Annotated in this window: 17 protein-coding genes and 1 pseudogene; 4 read left to right on the forward strand and 14 right to left on the reverse strand. The window is 63.9% G+C overall.

The features are described from left to right. Nucleotides 1-3: 3 nt before the first annotated feature. Entirely contained in the window at nt 4-1,515 is a 1,512-nt protein-coding gene (locus ACLMAL_RS35455) for an MFS transporter (RefSeq protein WP_412003056.1), read from the reverse strand. Between the two features lie 145 nt (nt 1,516-1,660). Between ACLMAL_RS35455 and ACLMAL_RS35460 the strand changes: the two genes are divergently transcribed. After that, nucleotides 1,661-2,290, forward strand: coding sequence for a TetR/AcrR family transcriptional regulator (locus ACLMAL_RS35460; RefSeq protein WP_412003057.1), 630 nt, complete (start codon nt 1,661-1,663; stop codon nt 2,288-2,290). Between the two features lie 854 nt (nt 2,291-3,144). Beyond that, nucleotides 3,145-3,971 (forward strand): IS5 family transposase gene (locus ACLMAL_RS35465; protein WP_412003058.1). Its coding sequence is split into 2 segments (ribosomal slippage): nt 3,145-3,487 and nt 3,487-3,971, totalling 828 coding nucleotides; the frame shifts between segments, so codons are not numbered across the junction. Nucleotides 3,972-4,551: 580 nt separating this feature from the next. Here ACLMAL_RS35465 and wecB read toward each other — a convergent pair. The 7 genes from wecB to ACLMAL_RS35500 all read right to left on the reverse strand — a co-directional run bounded on the left by wecB (nt 4,552) and on the right by ACLMAL_RS35500 (nt 11,134). After that, a complete protein-coding gene (wecB, locus tag ACLMAL_RS35470; RefSeq protein WP_412003059.1) occupies nt 4,552-5,745 on the reverse strand; it encodes a non-hydrolyzing UDP-N-acetylglucosamine 2-epimerase in 1,194 nt (397 codons plus the stop codon). Next, nucleotides 5,742-7,139 carry a glycosyltransferase family 2 protein gene (locus ACLMAL_RS35475; protein WP_412003060.1) on the reverse strand — a complete coding sequence of 466 codons (1,398 nt, stop codon included), beginning with the start codon at nt 7,137-7,139 and terminating at the stop codon, nt 5,742-5,744. Before ACLMAL_RS35475 ends, wecB begins: the two co-directional genes overlap by 4 nt. Before the next feature lie 683 nt (nt 7,140-7,822). Then, a complete protein-coding gene (locus ACLMAL_RS35480; protein ID WP_412003061.1) occupies nt 7,823-8,101 on the reverse strand; it encodes an AAA family ATPase in 279 nt (92 codons plus the stop codon). Nucleotides 8,102-8,151: 50 nt separating this feature from the next. Further along, a complete protein-coding gene (locus ACLMAL_RS35485; RefSeq protein WP_412003077.1) occupies nt 8,152-9,015 on the reverse strand; it encodes an LLM class F420-dependent oxidoreductase in 864 nt (287 codons plus the stop codon). Between the two features lie 14 nt (nt 9,016-9,029). Next, on the reverse strand, nt 9,030-10,121 hold the full coding sequence (locus ACLMAL_RS35490) for an NADP-dependent oxidoreductase (RefSeq protein ID WP_412003062.1): 1,092 nt from the start codon (nt 10,119-10,121) through the stop codon (nt 9,030-9,032). 216 nt (nt 10,122-10,337) lie between these two features. Further along, nucleotides 10,338-10,475: a helix-turn-helix domain-containing protein gene (locus tag ACLMAL_RS35495; RefSeq protein ID WP_412003063.1), complete on the reverse strand. Its 138-nt coding sequence runs from the start codon at nt 10,473-10,475 to the stop codon at nt 10,338-10,340. Next, nucleotides 10,472-11,134 (reverse strand): hypothetical protein, encoded by a 663-nt coding sequence (locus ACLMAL_RS35500; RefSeq protein ID WP_412003064.1) that lies wholly within the window; start codon nt 11,132-11,134, stop codon nt 10,472-10,474. Before ACLMAL_RS35500 ends, ACLMAL_RS35495 begins: the two co-directional genes overlap by 4 nt. 230 nt (nt 11,135-11,364) lie before the next feature. On the opposite strand from ACLMAL_RS35500, the gene ACLMAL_RS35505 reads away from it, so the two are divergent. Beyond that, on the forward strand, nt 11,365-12,390 hold the full coding sequence (locus tag ACLMAL_RS35505) for an AraC family transcriptional regulator (protein WP_412003065.1): 1,026 nt from the start codon (nt 11,365-11,367) through the stop codon (nt 12,388-12,390). Between the two features lie 214 nt (nt 12,391-12,604). Here ACLMAL_RS35505 and ACLMAL_RS35510 read toward each other — a convergent pair. Next, nucleotides 12,605-12,751: pseudogene (locus ACLMAL_RS35510) on the reverse strand (heavy-metal-associated domain-containing protein); the annotation flags it as partial. A 324-nt stretch (nt 12,752-13,075) separates the two neighbouring features. Then, nucleotides 13,076-13,228, reverse strand: a complete 153-nt coding sequence (locus ACLMAL_RS35515; protein WP_412003066.1) for a hypothetical protein — start codon at nt 13,226-13,228, stop codon at nt 13,076-13,078. A gap of 193 nt (nt 13,229-13,421) precedes the next feature. Between ACLMAL_RS35515 and ACLMAL_RS35520 the strand changes: the two genes are divergently transcribed. After that, nucleotides 13,422-13,580, forward strand: a complete 159-nt coding sequence (locus tag ACLMAL_RS35520; RefSeq protein ID WP_412003067.1) for a hypothetical protein — start codon at nt 13,422-13,424, stop codon at nt 13,578-13,580. 1,014 nt (nt 13,581-14,594) lie between these two features. Here the strand turns inward: ACLMAL_RS35520 and ACLMAL_RS35525 are convergent. From ACLMAL_RS35525 to ACLMAL_RS35540, 4 genes are read right to left on the reverse strand one after another with little or no spacing between them, the layout of a single operon-like run. Further along, complete coding sequence (locus ACLMAL_RS35525) at nt 14,595-15,119, reverse strand: hypothetical protein (RefSeq protein WP_412003068.1); 525 nt, start codon at nt 15,117-15,119, stop codon at nt 14,595-14,597. Nucleotide 15,120: 1 nt separating this feature from the next. Continuing rightward, complete coding sequence (locus tag ACLMAL_RS35530) at nt 15,121-16,428, reverse strand: hypothetical protein (RefSeq protein WP_412003069.1); 1,308 nt, start codon at nt 16,426-16,428, stop codon at nt 15,121-15,123. Between the two features lie 4 nt (nt 16,429-16,432). Continuing rightward, the gene (locus tag ACLMAL_RS35535) at nt 16,433-16,732 is read right to left on the reverse strand and encodes a WXG100 family type VII secretion target (RefSeq protein WP_330249772.1); all 300 of its coding nucleotides are present in this window, start codon (nt 16,730-16,732) and stop codon (nt 16,433-16,435) included. Further along, nucleotides 16,729-17,073 carry a type VII secretion target gene (locus ACLMAL_RS35540; RefSeq protein WP_330249771.1) on the reverse strand — a complete coding sequence of 115 codons (345 nt, stop codon included), beginning with the start codon at nt 17,071-17,073 and terminating at the stop codon, nt 16,729-16,731. The genes ACLMAL_RS35535 and ACLMAL_RS35540 overlap by 4 nt, the downstream gene beginning before the upstream one ends. Between the last annotated feature and the right edge of the window lie 260 nt (nt 17,074-17,333).

Raw genomic sequence — 17,333 nt, forward strand, 5'->3', positions numbered from 1 at the left:
GTTTCAGGCGATCGGAACTGCTGCGCCCTCGTCGGCGACTTCGCGGATGGCGATGACACCGATCACGCACGCGACGGCCAGCGTCACCGCGGCGACCAGGTACGCGAGGCCGTAACCATCTGCGAGCGCATCGCTGATCAACCGGCGTAGCTCGGGCGGCATCGGTCCACCACCGCCCGCGTGCACCTGCGCTCCGAGGCCCGGGACCGCGGTGTCGAGCCGGTGCCGGGCGGCCGTTGCCGCGATGGTCCCGAACACCGCCAAGCCGAGTCCGCCGCCCACCTGCTGGCAGGTATTGAGCAGTGCCGAGGAGATGCCTGCCGCGTCATGGTCGACACGCACCACGGCGGCCAGGGTCAGTGGGACGAAGCACAGCCCCACCCCGCATCCCGCCAGTACGAGCGGTCCCGCGAGATCGCCGAGGTATCGGGCATCGGCGTCGAGGAACGACAACCAGAACAATCCGGACGCCAGGGTGAGCAGTCCGACCCCTAGCAACGGGCGCGGGCCGATCCGGCCGACCAGCCGGCCGCTGATGCCGGCCGTGGCCCCGGCGCCTACCGCGAACGCCAGGAATGCGAAGCCCGTTCGGAGCGCGCTGTATCCGAGCACGATCTGCATGAACAGGGTGAGGAAGTAGAACACTGCGATCGTCGCGGCGCCGACGACCAACATGACCACGTAGGCGCCGGCGCGGTTGCGATCGGCCCAGATGCGCAATGGCATCAGTGGCGATGGCTGGCGCGCTTCGATGAGCACGAACGTCAGCAGCGCCACCGCGCCACCGGTCAGCGGCCCGTAAGTGCCTGCGCTGCCCCAGGAATCGGAGGAGGCGTGCATCAGGCCGTAGACGATCGAGGACACACCAGCGGTGACGGTCAGCGCGCCCGCCAGGTCCATGCGCCCACCCGCCGTCGCCGTTCGCTGGAAGGCCCTCGGCGCCAGGACAGCCGCGACGATCCCGATCGGTATATTGACGAAAAGCACCCAACGCCAGCTCAATCCGGTAGTCAGCACGCCGCCGAGCACATTGCCGAGTGCCCCACCGGCACCTGACATCGCGGCATAGACACCCATCGCCCGGTTGCGCTCGTGACTTTCGGTGAAGGTCGTGGCGATCAGTGCCAGCGCGGCGGGCGCGATCAGCGCACCCGCCACGCCTTGGGCGACTCGCGCGCCTATCAGCCATCCCGCGTCCGGTGCCAGACCACCGGCGGTCGAGGCGACCACCAGCAGACCCAGGCCCGCGATCAATGTCCGGCGCTTGCCGTAGACGTCGGCGATGCGTCCTCCCAGTAGGAGCAGACCACCAAACGCCAGGGCGTAGGCGTTGACGATCCATTCCAGGCCGGTCGCGGAGAACCCCAGGTCCTGCTGGATCGATGGCAGCGCGACGTTCACTATCGACACGTCCAGCACGACCGTCAGCTGTGCGATCGCGATGACCGCCAGCGCCAGGCCCTTTCGGTTCGTCCCGACCGCCGCGGTGATGGGAACCCCTATTTCAGTGCTCATCACCACCCCTTTCGAATTCGTACATGATCGTTCGCCTTTCACACAGTTCGGAACATGATGTTCCAAAGATATGGAACATCATGTACTACAGTTTGGTTTGGTGCAAGATGTTCCGGAACGGTCCGCTCGGCGAACGGAGTGACAGGTGAACGATGTCCGGCAAGCGACCGCAGGCGCACCGCAGCGCGATCCGGACCCCCGGGTGCTGCGCAGCAGGCAGGCCGCGCTGACCGCCGCCCAGGAGTTGCTGGCCGAGGAGGGCTGGAGTGGCGTTACCCATGTGGCCGTGGCCGCCCGCAGTGGCATCGGCCGGACCACGCTGTATCGGCACTGGCCCGATGTGGCGGCGCTGATCCACGACGCGATCGTGCAGCGAATCGGCCAGGTCCGGCGTGCACCGTCCGGCGATCTGCGCACCGACCTCGTGGGCGAACTGAACGGTTTGCGGCAGCTGCTGCACGATCCGGTAGGTGAACACGGTATGCGTGCCGTTCTGGACCGCGCCCCGTTCGACCCAGCGTTCGAGAGCCTGAAAGAGGCGCTTTACCAAGCCGGTTCGGCGGGTTTCCGGACGATCCTGGAGACCGCCGATGCGAACGGCGAACTGTCACCCGACACCGAGCTCCCACTGGTCATCGATCAGCTGGCAGGCCCGCTCATCTTCCGCCGGCTCTTCGCCGGGCTCGCTATCGACGCCGACTACGTGAACACCATCGTCGACGACGTGCTTCGGCTACACACAGCGCGAGGCCTGACCCCCCGCCCAGAGTCGTAAGTTCGACGCACGCCGGATCCCACATCTCCCGGAAGGGAGCGAGAACCGAACCGCCGAGATGTCGGCGTCGCGCCCGTATCACAACCAGCCCAAAAGCCCCGGCGAACAGAACAATCGGTGATATCACCATCGCCATGAGGAGCAGTTGCGCGGAATCCGGCGGTAGCGGCGAATCGGCCTGGGCGTGATACGAGCGCGCGATGACGCTGCTGGCCTCGGCTGGGGGAAACCGTACGCGTCGAGTGCGGATGCGGGTTGATCCCGGTGAACCGCACCGAGCTGCCCAACCGAACGACAGGCTCTCATCACGAACGAGTCAGTCCGCCAGCGTATTTCAGGCCAGATGGCGCATCGCGCTATCGACCGAAGTGAGAATTACCGTCGGGGGCAGCGGTGAACGTCGTCGACGATCTCGGCGCAGAGGTGTAAGCCACCGGCGACAGACAGCCCGCCGACGCTGGGCCGGCCCGACGAAGGATCTCGAGTTCCGCCTCTCAGCGGACACTGCGGACAGCGAGTCACGTAGGTTCTACTGACAGTTCCGTTCGTCGGATCCGTCGCCACAGTCGTCGTCGCCGTCGCACAGCCATTGTTTCTGAACGTATCTGTCGTTGTCGCATTTGAATTCGTTCGGCTCGCACAGGGATTTGCCGCTGTGGCATTTACTGCGGGCTCCGCCTGGGCCGAATTCGAAGGACACCAGCGTCTCTGTGTCGAGGGGTGCGGCGAATCCGGCCATGGCCGGTGCCGACACCAGTGTCAGCCATATCGCGGTGGCCCCTAAGAGCGTGTCTCATGTCGCTGAGGTTGGTCTGGGGTGTGTCGTAATCGGTTGTGCAGCATGATGTCTGGCTGTGGTCGATGATCTGTCGCGGCGGCTGGTGCCGGATGAGTTGTGGGCGCTGGTCGAGCCGTTGCTGCCGAAGTTCTCCGAGCGCCCGCAGGGCGGTGGGACCGCGCCGACCGATGAACGAGCGGTGTTCACGGCGGTCGTGTTCGTGCTGACCAGTGGTTGCGCGTGGCGGCTGCTACCGCCATCGTTCGGGGTGAGCGTGCCGACAGCGCATCGGCGGTTCACCGTGTGGACCGAGGCCGGGCTCTGGCGCCAGTTACATCGCGCAATCCTCGACGAACTCGGCAGCGAAGGCTTGATCGACTGGTCCCGCGTGGTGTGCGACGGGGCGTCGGTACGAGCCAAAAAGGGGGCCCTATGACCGGACCGAGCCCAGTCGACCGCGGCAAGACCGGCTCGAAGATCCACGTGCTGTCCGACCGCAACGGGCTGCCGCTCTCGGCCGCGGTCTCGGCGGCCAACACCAACGACGCCGACGCACTCAAACCACTCGTTCGAGCGATCCCGGCAGTGCGATCCCGGCGTGGAACGCGGCGACGCAAACCCGGAAAACTCCACGCCGACAAGGCATACGACCACATCGAACTGCGCCGGTGGGTACGTCAGCGCGGTATCGGTGTCCGGATCGCCCGCAAAGTCACCGAGTCCAGCCAGAAGCTCGGCCGACACCGCTGGGTCATCGAACGATCCATCGCCTGGCTGTTCGGCTACCGCCGACTCTCCATCCGATACGACCGCAAAGACACACACTTCTGCTCCTTCCTCACCCTCGCCGCAGCACTGACCTGCTTCAAGAAACTCACGAAAGCCCGGAAGACCACGACATGAGACACGCTCTTAGCTCCACTTTTTGATACGAATAGTGGCATTGATCAGGGGCTTTACATCGAGCCACCCATGAAAGCATGGCCCGGACATCTGTGGGTTTTCCCTCTTCCGGGCTTTTTTCGTGTTCTATTCCCACAGGGTGTCTTGCTTCCACCTGGCGTTGATCAGGTCAAGAGTCGTGGCGCTCTGCTGACTGGCTGAATGCGTGGGCTGCTGGCGATTCTGTGGAATATCAGGACTGGGCCCGTCGGTGGGTGTCGCGAGCACCTAATTCGGCATTGCGTGCGTCGGGAAGCCTTGTAGACCACGCAGCGGAACGTCATGTCACCCGCAGGCTCCCAACGTAGGGAAATCGGCTACCGCGCATACCGGCCAGCGATACTGATGCCTTCGCGGCCGTCGACGCTTCGGCATGTGCGGAGGGCTGGCCTGGCTCGCTGTCGGCTGGTACGAGTCGCCTGATGTTCGGTAATCGTGACCGTCAACAGCTCGTGCCGAAAGATGGCGACCGCGACGCGGCCGGGCCGCGCGCCGCCTTTCGGACCCCTGGCGTGGGTTGGTGAAAACCAGCAGGGTCTGCTCAACCACCTACCGGGGTGGTTCGGTGCTGCCGGCGGGTGAGCGCCGGATCGGGGATCACTCTAGCTTTCACCGGTGCGGGTCCGAAGTCCGCGGCCAGTTGGGCCACGATCCGGTCGCCGGCGTGGCCGTCCCCGAAAGGGTTGCCCGCGTTAGCCATTCGCTTGTACGCTGCGTGGTCGTCCAGTAGGGTGGCTGCCGCGTCCACGATCGCGTCGGGTTCGATGCCAACCAACTTTGCCGCGCCGACCTCCACGGCCTCAGGACGCTCGGTGGTAGTCCGCAAGACCAGGGTCGGTTTGCCGAGGGCGGGCGCCTCCTCCTGGATGCCGCCCGAGTCGGTCAACACGAGGTCACAGGCGGCGAGGGTGGCGGAGAAGTCCATATAGTCAAGGGGCTCGACGACCTGGATGTTGGGGTGATCGGTCAGTTCGGGCAGTAGTGCCTCTCGGACGGCGGGGCTTTTGTGCAGCGGCACCACGATCTCGACATCGCCGCGATCGGCGAGCCGCCGGATAGCGCTGCCCATGTGGCACATTGTGTCGCCCTGGTTTTCTCTGCGGTGCAGGGTGAGCAGGATGTGGCGCAGGTCGGTGCCGAAGTGGTTGCGCCCCGCACCCTGGGACAGGACCCAGAGCAGATTGTCGATGACGGTATTGCCGGTGGTGAATATCGTCGACTCCGCTACGCCCTCGGCCTGCAGATGTTCGGCAGCGCGGGCGGTGGGGGCGAAGTGCCAGCGTGCGACCCGAGCGATGAGCCTGCGGTTGATCTCCTCGGGAAAAGGGTTGTTCGGCATGCCGGTGCGCAAGCCGGCCTCCACATGTGCGACTGGAACACGCTCGTAGAAGGCGGCCAGGGCGCCGGCCAGCGCTGTCGTCGTATCGCCCTGGACGACAACGAGATCGGGCTGTTGCTCGCGGATCACCTCGCCGAGACCATCGATCAACCGGGCGGTCAGAGCAGATAGTTGCTGGCGCTCGCGCATCACATCGAGTTCGATGCGATCGCATGCCTGGAACAGATCGAGCATCTGGTGCAGCATCTCGCGATGCTGGCCGGTCGTGACCACGAGTGGTTCGAACAGCGCGGAGGCGTTCATCGCCCGCACGACCGGAGCCAGCTTGATCGCCTCGGGCCGGGTGCCGAGAACGAGCATCGCGTGTATCGGGGGACCGAGCAGTTCCGCGGTCACAGATCCGCCGCGGGTGCGGTCTCGACCGAACGCGAATATCCGGCAGACGAATTCATGTATGTCGAGGTGGTGACGGTGACGGGGCCTTCTTCGACACGTTCGGTCTTGGTCCAGCCCCGGCGTCGGCTGAGGATGCGCCACACTGCTCGCCAGGCCGCGATGAAGGCGACGTACATCCACAGGGGTTGGGCGTGGAGATAGGCGACCGATTTCCATAGCGGCTGATCACCGGTGCGCCGCCAGTACAGCACGGCCCAGACCACGAAGCAGCCGAAAGTCAGCGCATACAATCCCACACCACTCAGTATTTGCTGCCACACCGGGCCGGTCGCGAGACCGAACTGCCCCGGGTTGTGTCCGCACGCCAAGCGAAGGAGCAGATACTGCTGGATGATCGACCAGGGCAAGGTGATCAGGTACGGCATGAATAGATATCCGGTGAGTTCCGCTCGGACCGTGAGCTTGATCCCGGACGTGGACCACAGTTCGGGCAGGCGTGCCATGGCGCTCATATGCCCTTGAAACCAGCGGGTGCGCTGACGTAGCAGGCGACGAGCGTCGTTCAGTCCCTGCTGAGATACGAAGGCGCCCATGGTGGAGCTGACCGTCCACCCCGCGACCGCCAGACTGATGCCCAGATCCAGATCCTCGGTCAGCGAGTCCGACCACGGCCGCTCTCCGACCTCGTCGAGCGCGGACAAGCGGGTGAACTGACCGTTGCCGCCCATGCTCACCGCTCCCATGGCGACCCTGCCGAATTGGCTGAGCGCGCTGAGTGCCCAGAATTCGATGTCCTGGAATCGCAGCGCCACGGTGTCGCGGCCACGAATCCGCACCGCCAACTGGGCGCCACCGACCTGCGGCTGTTCGAAGAGTTCCGCGGCGCAGGCCACCGCACCCGGCGTCATCTGGCCGTCGCCGTCGAGCACGCACACCAGCACCCGTCCCCGGTCCAGGCCCTCGGTTTCGGCGCGGCCGCGTATGTAGCGCAGACCCGCGTTGAGAGCGGCCCCCTTGCCGCGCCGAGCCTGCGGCAGCGACCGCCGCACGACTGCGACGGAACCCGACCCCGCGGCCTCGGCAAGATCGGCGGTGTCGTCATCGCTGCCGTCATCGATGACGACTATTCGAACTCCGGGCTGCCCGTCGAGCAGACAACGCACCGTGTTCTCGATGACCTTCGCTTCATTCAAACAGGGGATCAGGACGAACACGCTCCAGCCGGCCGGAACCACAATGGGCGACCCCTCTTGCAACGCGAGTTGCTTACCCAGCGATCCATCGGCGCGGCGCGCGAACAGGACGCCCATGAGGATGAGCGGCCCGTTATAGGCCATGGTGATGACGAATATCGCAACGGCGATACTTCGGACAACGGCATCGAACGAGGTCACAAAATACCTTTCGTCGCGCATCCGGCAAATCAGCCCGCGACAGAACAGTGCGGACGTCGAAATTCGATGGGGCTGTTTCGTAGGCGATGAACAAATCGTTGCGCACTCGCCCTACCTGCGCAAACATCTACCGCGCGAGTCGCCGAAATTATCCAGAAAACCACTCTTCGGGTGCCCAACTCGACTATGTTTTCGGTTTCAGTCAGGCATAGGCGAAGGTCGCCGTTTTTTGTTTGCCCGATTGACCACTGGGCCGACCGCAAGCCATTGCACTTGCCTCAATCGCGGTCTGGTTCGGCGAAAACCGCTCATTTTGAATAGTTTTCGCGCGCGCCTGCCTACCGAGGAGGGTTAATGTCAAGTCTTGCCTGGTGACGCCTGCGCCGCTTACTGTCTGGCCATCGTCCGCGCAACCACCTGACGCTGTTGTCGTATGACCACGTGGGAATCACCCACAGTTCCGCTGCTACACGTCGGCATGTGCGCGTGTTGAATCCTCATGTACCCGAAGCCATGTAGGCGGCAAGGATGTAGTTCGGGTGGCGGTCGAGGTTGGTGCGGGCACGGTCGTAGCGCATCGTGGTTCGCGGGTCAGCGTGACGGGCAGCGATCTGGACATCGCGCAGGTCGACTCCGGCATCGAGCAGTCGCGCTGTCGACTACTTCGCCGGTGTCGAGGTTCTTCAAAGTGGTGGCGTCCGGGTGGAATTGGCGTTGATGGTGCGGTGCACCCGCCACCTGTGTCCGCCGTGCGCGAAGGTGAGATCGACGCTACCTGTGTCGATGCGGTCAGCGATAAGGGGTTTGGTCTCTCGGCCGTCCCAGGAGCTCTTGCCGAACAGCGCGAAGGTGATCCCTTCCAGGATACTGCTCTTGCCCGCACCAGTGTCGCCGAGCACTGCGGTCAAGCCCTTGTCGGTGAAGTCGATCGCACACATTCTGGTGCATCGGAATTCTCCCAACCGCCGGACCGGACTCAGAGGGCTCCAGTCACGGTGGACGCCGACAGCGATTACGGCACTAGCGCTTCGAGAGTTTCCTCGAGTACCGATAGATGTTCATCCACCGACGACGACCCGAGCCCCAATGCGTCGATGTCGAAGTGAGTCGCACCCAATACGCGCCAATCGTTCACGTATTCGATTCGTGCGTCTGCGGGCGTGGTGGCGAGGGTGAGTCGTGGTTGCAGCCCGATGTCACCGGGATCCCGGCCGGCCTCGAGCGCGTAGGCGCGCATTCGCTCGACCATGGCCTCGGCCGTGGCGTCCGGAGCGATGTGTGGCAGCCAACCATCCCCTATTCGACCGGTTCGGCGTAGGGTCGCTTCCACGTGTCCGCCGAACCACACCGGAATCCCGCCGCGGGTCGGCCGCGGTTCGATCCCGGCGTCGACCACCTTGTCCCACCGCCCCGCATAGCTGACCGTCGGCTGTGCCCAAAGCGCACGCAGCAGTTCCACCTGTTCGCCGAGTTTCGCGCCTCGGTGCGAGAACGGCTGACCGAGTGCTTCGTACTCCACGTGGTTCCAGCCGAGTCCGACGCCCAAGCGAAGTCGACCGCCACTGAGTACGTCGACCTCGGCGGCCTGTTTGGCGACGAGCGCGGTCTGCCGTTGCGGCAACACCAGGACACCGGTCATCAATTCGATCGTCGTGGTGACACCGGCCAAATACCCGAAGAGCACGAAGACTTCGTGGAACTGATGCTCGCTGGTGTAGCCACGCCAGCCCGGCCGGTTGGTTGTTCCGGCCCCGAGTACGTGATCGAAGGCCATGATGTGGTGATAGCCCAGTTCCTCGACGCCCTGCGCCCACGCTCGCACGGCACCGGGATCCGCGCCGATCTCGTTGTGCGGGAACACCGCACCGAAACGCATTGGTGTCACCGGAATCACGTGGTCGGCTCTTCTTCCATCATCAGGTCGAGCACAATTCGTCCCCGCACATGGCCCGCCTCACCGATCGCGTGTGCGGTCGCGACCTCCACCAGCGGAAACGTCCGGTCAATTTCGATCCTCAGCGTGCCGTCTCGCAGATAGCGGGCGATCTCGCTGAGCGCCTCACGGTCCGGGCTGACGTATACGTATCCGGCTCGCACGCCTCGCGCGGCCAGGCGATCGCGGTACTCCGGTCGCTCCCCTTTGAGAGTCACGATGACGCCGCCAGGACGAACAACTTCGATCAAGTCGAGGAAGTCCGCACCTCCCCTCGGCTCTATGACCACATCAACGTCGGACACCTCGTCACGGATCTTTTGGTCGGTGTAGTCGATCACCCGGTCGGCTCCCAGGCCGGTGAGGAAGTCGTGATTGCGCGCGGAGGCGGTACCGATCACTTCCGCCCCCGCGAGCTTCGCGAGCTGCACCGCCACATGACCGACCCCGCCCGCGGCACCGTGCACCAACACCCGTTGGCCGGCTTCTACGCCAGCTTGACGGAACAAGGCTTGCCACGCGGTGATCCCGGCCATGGGTGCACCTGCGGCGGAGTGGTGATCGACGTTGTCCGGCTTGATGATCAGCTGGTCGGGCGGGGCCGCGACGTACTCGGCATAACCGCCGGCCAAGGCCGGGAAGCGAAGCATGCCGAATACCTCGTCGCCCTCGACCAAACCGGTCACCCCGTCGCCGACAGCTGCGATCGTGCCCGACACATCCCACCCGAGAACGACCGGAAAATCGGCGCCGCCCGGACCTTGGCCGTTGCGGCTCAACCAGTCGATCGCGTTGACCCCAGCGGCGTGCACCCGCACGATCACCTCACCCGCCGACGCGTGGGGAACCGGCAATTCCACGATGTGAAGGACCTCTGGTAGCCCGAAACGATCAATCACAGCAGCGCGCATCATAGTCCCGATCAACTGTTCCTCCCTAACAAAGCGATTCATTCCCAATATCTCCAATATCTTTCGTTTTGTCCCAGACCCAGGCGGGGCATATTGACCGAGCAATCGGGCACGATTTCCCAACAGCAGGAACAGCACCCTCCCGGCTCCACGCCGTGACAGCCCCTTTCCTGGCAGTGGGAAGGCGCGAGAATAAACGCGAATCAGAGAGGCGGTCTGTCGTGAGCGATGGATATACATCCGCGGGGGACAGAGTCGCAAGAAGTCGCGACAACTCGAAGGCCGCCGCTGCCGTGAAGACCCTGAATCCGTTTTGAGAATTCGCAGTGACCACGTCCGACCGCAGGGGATCGCTCACGTCGAGACTCTGAAAGCTCGGTCGAGGACCCGATAGACGGTGGGCCGGGAGACGTTGAACAGTTCGGCCAGCTCGACGATGGTGTGTGTGCCGGTCTGCTGCAGTTCGACCACTACGGCGCGCATTCGTGTCATCTGGATATTCCCTTTCGTATCGCAACCCGCTCGCGATCGGGGCCTTGCAACCTGTCTGTGGCCCGGTAGCGGCGGTCCTGATACCGGTAGAAGACGCCTATGAGCACAGTGGACAGCACCACCGCGACGGGAACAGCCACTGCGAGATCAATACCGAACAGTCTCACCAGCAGCAAGACAATTCCGGCTCCCGCCACCACGCTGTTGATCGAAGCGATCGTGCTGGCGATGGTGAACAGACCGACCAACGGGCTTCTCGTCACCGCCAATGACGCCAAAGCTTGTCCGGTTTCGTCCTCCGCATCGCCCCAGGACTGGAAGAACTGGGCCGCCTCCGGCGAAAGGGTTCGGTAGCGAGCCCTGATCCGAGCTATGCCCGCCAAATAGGTGACGTTCTGAATTCCGGTGTCGACCAGTCGAACGACGGTGAGCACGCCTAGCAGAAGGAGCACCGGAATCACGGCGGCCGCAAACGCGGGAAAGATATCGGGTGACTGGGCAGCAAATCCCATGGCCACCAGCGAACTCGACAGCGACGATAGATACAGTGTGGCGCGCCCCAAAGCCTCGCTGACAGTTGTGCTGGCGGCGGATTGCAGCACGAAATGCTCGGTTACCAAGGCGTTCATCAACGCTGGCGCGATCGGCTCATCCACCATGGCCCACCACCACATCGTCGGGCACGATTCCGCAGGAAAGACCCCCGTCGGGAGTCAGCGTCGCTCGACCTCGCCGCATGCTCTGAGCTGTGGTAATTGTGCCCATCGACCTCGCACCTTCCGTCCTCTACTGGAACGCGAGCAACGTTAGGTTCGCCGGGACCGCGATTGAATGGCTGATACGCTCGCATTTCTGTCCAAACGTCTTTCAGGTTGCGGTGAGGTAGCGAGTGGATTTATTCAGCGACGCCCTCACTGCGCTGCGAACCGGTACACCGGTGTTCACCCGCACCGACGCCCGCGCGCCGTGGAGCATGCGATTCCCCGCTGTCTCCGGTGCCAGTTTCCATGTGGTCCTGCACGGCAGCTGCTTGCTCGTCCCGCCCGACGGCGGCGCCTCGGTCCGGCTCGATACCGGCGACACCGTGTTCCTGCGACAGGGCAGCGGACATACGCTGTGCAGCGACCAGGTCCTGGCGCCGGACGTCTTCACCCAGGATCGGGTCGACCACAGCTCCTACATCCGTCAGTTGCTGATCGACGGCAAGACGGTAGACCGCCGAGTGGCCGTCGAAGCGCAAGGGGATCAGCCCGTCCTCGGTTGCGGTCTGTACAAAGACGGGCCGGGCGAACGAACCGTCCTCGCTTGCGGCGCCTACAAACTCGACGTAACCCGGCAGCATCCGCTGATGGCGGGGATGCCCGAGGTGATCCATCTGCCTGCCGCGAGCCAGCAGCCCGCACTCCGTATCGCAGTCGGCCAGCTGACCAGCGAGATGGACAATCCGGGCCCCGGCAGCGACAGCATCGTCGCGGCCCTGATCGACTTGCTCCTACTGCTGATCATGCGAGCCTGGTATCAGGGCATGACGGCGGATCGCGCGAAAGGATGGGCGGCAGCGGTCACCGACCCCGTCATCGCGCCCGCGCTGCGCGCCATCCATGCCGACCCTGGCCATCCGTGGACCGTCGAGGAACTCAGCCGAGCGTCCGGTCTGTCGCGCGCCGCATTCGCCAAGCGGTTCACCGCCGTGCTGGGGGAGCCGCCGCTCGGTTATCTCACCAGTTGGCGAATGACCGCGGCGGGCAGGATGCTGCGCGAAACCGATGCCCCGCTGGCGACCGTGGCCGAACGAGCCGGGTACAGCTCGGAATTCGCGTTCGCGAAGGCATTTAAACGCGAATACGGTGTCGCGCCGGGCAGTTACCGGCGCGCGTCCCGCAGTGGGCTGGCCGACGTGCAGCTCTCGGGGTAGCCACGCGCGAAACTGCGCCTTCGTCCAGTATCGAGTCGGGATGTCTTCACGCCTGATCAGGCACCGTCGATGCTGTCATGCCGATCTCGCCGGGACGCCGTGGTCCCACGAAGCCAGGAGACAGAGGCGGGAGATAGCCAATGACCGGACCGCACCGACCGGCGCGCCGTTCACCAGAGCCTCTGACACGCCGACTTGCTCCGGGGCCGAAGCCTCAGGTGACTATTCGGTGACCGGCGGCTTCGACGGCGCTCTTGATGGTGTCGGGGTCGAGGGCATTCGCTGATTCGACGGTGACTCGACCAGTGGCCGGATCGGCGTCGACACCGGTAACACCGTCAAGCGCACCGACCTGGGCCCCGACCTTGGAAGCAGGTCATTCCCGCGACGGTGGTGATCGAGGTGCTCATGTCGTCTCCTGTGATCGAGTAAGGGTCCACGGGTACATCCGGGATCATGATCGCCGGGCCGCGGTAGGGCATTTCAACCCATGCAGTACCCCTATGGGGTATTAAGGCCGGGTGTCGGCGAGTGCGTTCACGCCTACTCCACTCGCCCTGCGCCAGAGGTGATGTATTGCCGCATCGGCTTCGCGCTCCTACGGCCTCGTATCAGGCTGGTTCTGTGACGCGGCCGGCACCGGAAGTGTGCCAGAGCCCGAGATCGGACAGTTTCCGACGTCAGGTCAGGTGTTCGTCTCGAACTCGCTGGTGGACTTCACGCTCTCGGTCCTGCGCAGGCCGATGAAGGCCGTCGTGCTCAGTATTGCGGCAAGCACGGCGCAGACGTAGGCCACGCCGGAGAATGCTGAGGAGAAGGACGATCGAGCTGCGTTCATCACCATCTCGGACAGGTCGGCTGGGAGGGAGTGGGCCGCGTGCTGCGCGTGCCTCACGTACTGCTTCGGAGGCGTCCCGTGGCAGGCTTTCCGGAAGGTTGTCATCGAGCCCGAGGCGGGCCCGTTACCGGGGTCGTCCGTGGGTGTCTCGGGTGGGTATTCCGTGTTGGCGGAGTGCGGTCAGGATGGTGGTGTGGGCTACGCCGAGATGCTGTCCGACGCGGGTGAGGGACCATCCGAGCTGGTAGAGGTGGACGGCGGTCTCGACTTGGTCGGGGGACAGGCCGCGCCGGCGCATGGGCACATGGTGCCGGTGGAGGATGGTGCCGACCGTGCGCCGTTCAATATTTGAATGTCGTCGGAAACATATCAATCATTCGTGCTGTAACCAATTTTCGGGGCAGCGTCATTGCGGATGAAAATTTGGCGATTCGCGACGAGTCTACTGGTCTGGAAGGTGCCCGAAACCCTTGTGGTCGCCGGGCGGGGTGTGCGGTGGGGCGGCCGGTGGAGCGCCCCGCCGGGGCGTTCTGAACGTCCCAGGAGCAAGGCCGCAAAACTCCTGGTAGACCTCCGGATTCGCCTGGACTGTTTCGCTCAGGGTTCCCCCGATGAGGGGATTGACAAGTACACGGGGGCCGCGCGGCGGGGCAGCCAGGCCTCGACGTGGCCGCGGGTGCGAGTCCCGACCACTTCCCGGTTGCCTTTCTCTCCATCCTCTTCTCCCTATTGTTTCTAATTCTCTTATTGATCTTTCTGCGTGGCTGCCCCTGGCGTGGTCGTGGACGCAATTTTGATTCTTGCTTGCTAACTCCGGCGCGAGCCTGCCGGTCGTTTTCGGAAATTGATCAGAAAAGGTTCGCGTATTGAGTGGAATTCCGGCGCGGTGCGGATCTGACGTCGATGGGAACGCCGGGGAAATCGCCCCACCGAATCCGAATAGCCACCGCGTCGAACGTATGCCACTATCCAGACCGCACGGGCCACCGAAAACCATTCTTTCTGAGAAGAGATGACCACACCCACCGCTGCACCGGCACCTGATACGAGTGCCCGTTTGAGTAATGGCTTACAGGTCACTGCGCCGCATGGTTGCCCGCGTCCTGTCGATAACCCCGAATCCGAATACGGCCCCCGCCACATCGCGGTCGAGCTGGTCGCCACTGGTCGCGGCCGGGCACGCCGAGCGAACCAACGCCGTCCGCGCCGCTACCGCGCCAACGCCTCCACGGCCACCACCATCCGCGCAAGCTGGCTGGGCTGCCCAATGTGGAGGGTGCAGGCCCGCGTGCCCGCCGAAATGCGTCCCGGATCTATTTGTGTGGCCCTCCCGGCACCCGCAAGACCAGCCTGATCGAGGCCCTGATCAGCCGTTGATGTCGTCCGAGCCGCTGTCGATTTCGAGCTCGGGGGGGCGTGACGGCCACGGAGGTGCCTCGATCCGCTGGCCCGTCCACGGGTCGAGCGTGACCACGGGAAATTCTGCCGGGCTGGCCAGTCCGGAGCGGCTCCACATCAGGGTGTCACCGAAGAATATGGTGGCCGACACCTCGGGGTGCCGGTCGGAGACAAAGAGCTTCCATCCGTTGCCGAATCCGATCCGCATGCCGCCCGACTTGAAAAATACCGGCGAGAGAATCGGGGCAGATACGTTCCGCTCGACTTCGGTTCTGGGCCAGTGGCTGATCGTGTGGCGTTCAGGCGCGTGTTCGGCGACAGAGCGTGGCGCCATCTCGGATTCGTACCCGACAGCTATCCGGAATGGTGTGTCCGTCTCAAATTCGACCAGGTCGGGCCGCCAGATCGTCCGTATGATGCGGCTGCCCCGCATTGGTCGGAGGACCCACCGGTCCTCGTACTCTCGGATTTCCGAGCCGAGATTCTTGTCCATGTCAGTCGCCCAACTCGTCGAGAATGTTTCCGAGGCTGTCCTCGGACACCTCGCCGCCGGGAAGCTTTACATAGACCTCGCCTGTATCGAGGTCGACGACGACATCGGGGTTCTTGTTGGCGCCATCCCCGCGCCATGCTCCTTGCGCCTTGATTTTGTGGATTGCCTCTCTCACTTCCTGGGCGGGAACACCATAGTGGCTCGCGATCTTATTGACTTTGGTGGTCAGCGAAGCAGTGGTGAACGCGCCACTGCTGTCTGTGTTGATGTCCTCTGAGTCATCGGCGTTGAGAAGCACCTTCGCGGTGATGATCACAGCAAGGCTCAGAACTTTTTCGGTGATGTTGACGTCTTTGAATGCGGTGACGGCGGCGGCAGTGCCGCCCGCCGCTGCTGCCGCGACGCCAATGATTTTGATTAGTTTGCTTGCGTCGTAAGTGGTCTTGAGGACCCTGGCCGTGTTGCCGGCGATGGCAACGACACCGACTCCGGCGGCGACGTCGCTGAGGGCGGCGGTGATCCAGGTCGCTGCGATTCCGATCGCAACAGTCGCGCCCGCCGCGATCAAAGCGTTGGTGACCGCGTCTTTGAACTTGTCCCGGACCTCGGACGTGCCGTCGCTGTAGGCCTTGACGGGTGCGGCTATGTTGAGGGACGCGGAGGCGAGTTGGGTGGCGCCGCCATTGAGTGTGGTGAGGTTTCCGAGGAGGGGTTCGAGGCCCTTCTTGTCCTGGATGTCGCTGAATAGGTTGCTGATCTCGGTGATCCGGCCGGCGGCGCCTTTGATGGTGGCGTGTCCGGCGAAGGTTTCCCAGACCGAGGTGGCTTTGGCGAGGTTGTCTCTGTGGCCATTGGGTAGCTTGCTGCCGAACTCGTCCTGGATCTTTCCGACCAGCGCGTCGTAGAAGCCGGGCACGCTGTTAGTGCCCTCGGTGATGCCGTCGCCGTTCCTGCCCACCGAGGTCGGAAACGACAACTTGTGTTCGGTCATCGCCGTCACGTTGGGCCGGTCGGGCATCGGGTTGGATTTGTTGGCCAGCGCCCAGTTGTATCCGGCGGCCGAGAGCATGTACCCGAAGTTCGTCAGCGCGTCGGCGAGGTTCGTGCAGGTCTGCAAGGTTTCCAGTGTTGCGCGGTCGTACTCTTTGCCCCATTGCTCGCAGCCCGCCGTGTCACCGGCCATGCCCGCGCATTCACCTTTGAGGGCGTCGTGGACCGGTTTGTCCGCGGTGCGCAGGTCGGCTGCGAGGGCGTGGCATTTCGTGGCGGCGTCGTAGTAGGTCTGCCAGTTGATGACCAGTACACCCATGCTCTTACCCCTGGTTGAACATTTTGTAATTGGTGTCGACCGCAGTCGTGTAGCGGGCATGCGCGGCTTTGGCGGCGTCGCTCATGTCCTTCACGCCTTCGACGAATTCTCTTGCACCGGTGGCCCATTGGGTGTGGGCTTCGGTGTAGGCCTGGGCGGCGACACCTTCCCAGCCAGTGCCGGTCAAAGTGGCTACCCGGTCATCGATCTCATCGAGGTGTTCCTCGATGTACCCGGCAAGCCCTGACAGCTTCGCCACGATGTCGTCCAGATGGTCCAGGTCGACGGTGAATTCTGAGCTCATGGCAGATCCAAACTCGAACTCGCGGTGCCCAATACGGCCGCACGGGACTCGTCGCTGGCCTGGTAGGTAGCGGCGGTGACGCCCAATTTTTCCGCCATCCCGGTCAGGGCGGTCATGATCTGAGTGCCTCCGTCGCGGACCTCGGTCCACCCCTCGGAGAACTCCGCGGCCGCATCTCCGGTCCAACTCCCGTCGGTCAGAGAGGTAACCTCTTTCGCCGCGGTGTCCAATGCCGTGCGCAGCGCCTCTGCCAGCTCGTAGACGTATTTGCCGACCTCGCGCACCGTCTCGGGTACTACAGCGAGGTTTTGGCCAGAAGCCGGTGTCCCCCCATCGCTCATGACCCGAATGCTAGTGGAGGGTTCCGGCTCAAGTCGAGATCTCTCCGCGAGAGTCGTACCACCCGGCTTGTAGGTGGATTCGCCATGTGAGTTGGGGTTGCGATAGCTGCTCGTGGGGATGTGGTGCTGGCTATCCTTGGCCGCATGCTCGAACGGGGGACGGTTTTCGCTGGATACCGGATCGAGCGTGTGCTCGGTTCCGGTGGCATGGGTGCGGTCTACATGGCTCGCCATCCACGGCTGCCGCGCTGGGACGCGTT

Origin of the sequence: Nocardia sp. CWNU-33 (assembly GCF_046764895.1) — a bacterium.
GTDB lineage: Bacteria > Actinomycetota > Actinomycetes > Mycobacteriales > Mycobacteriaceae > Nocardia.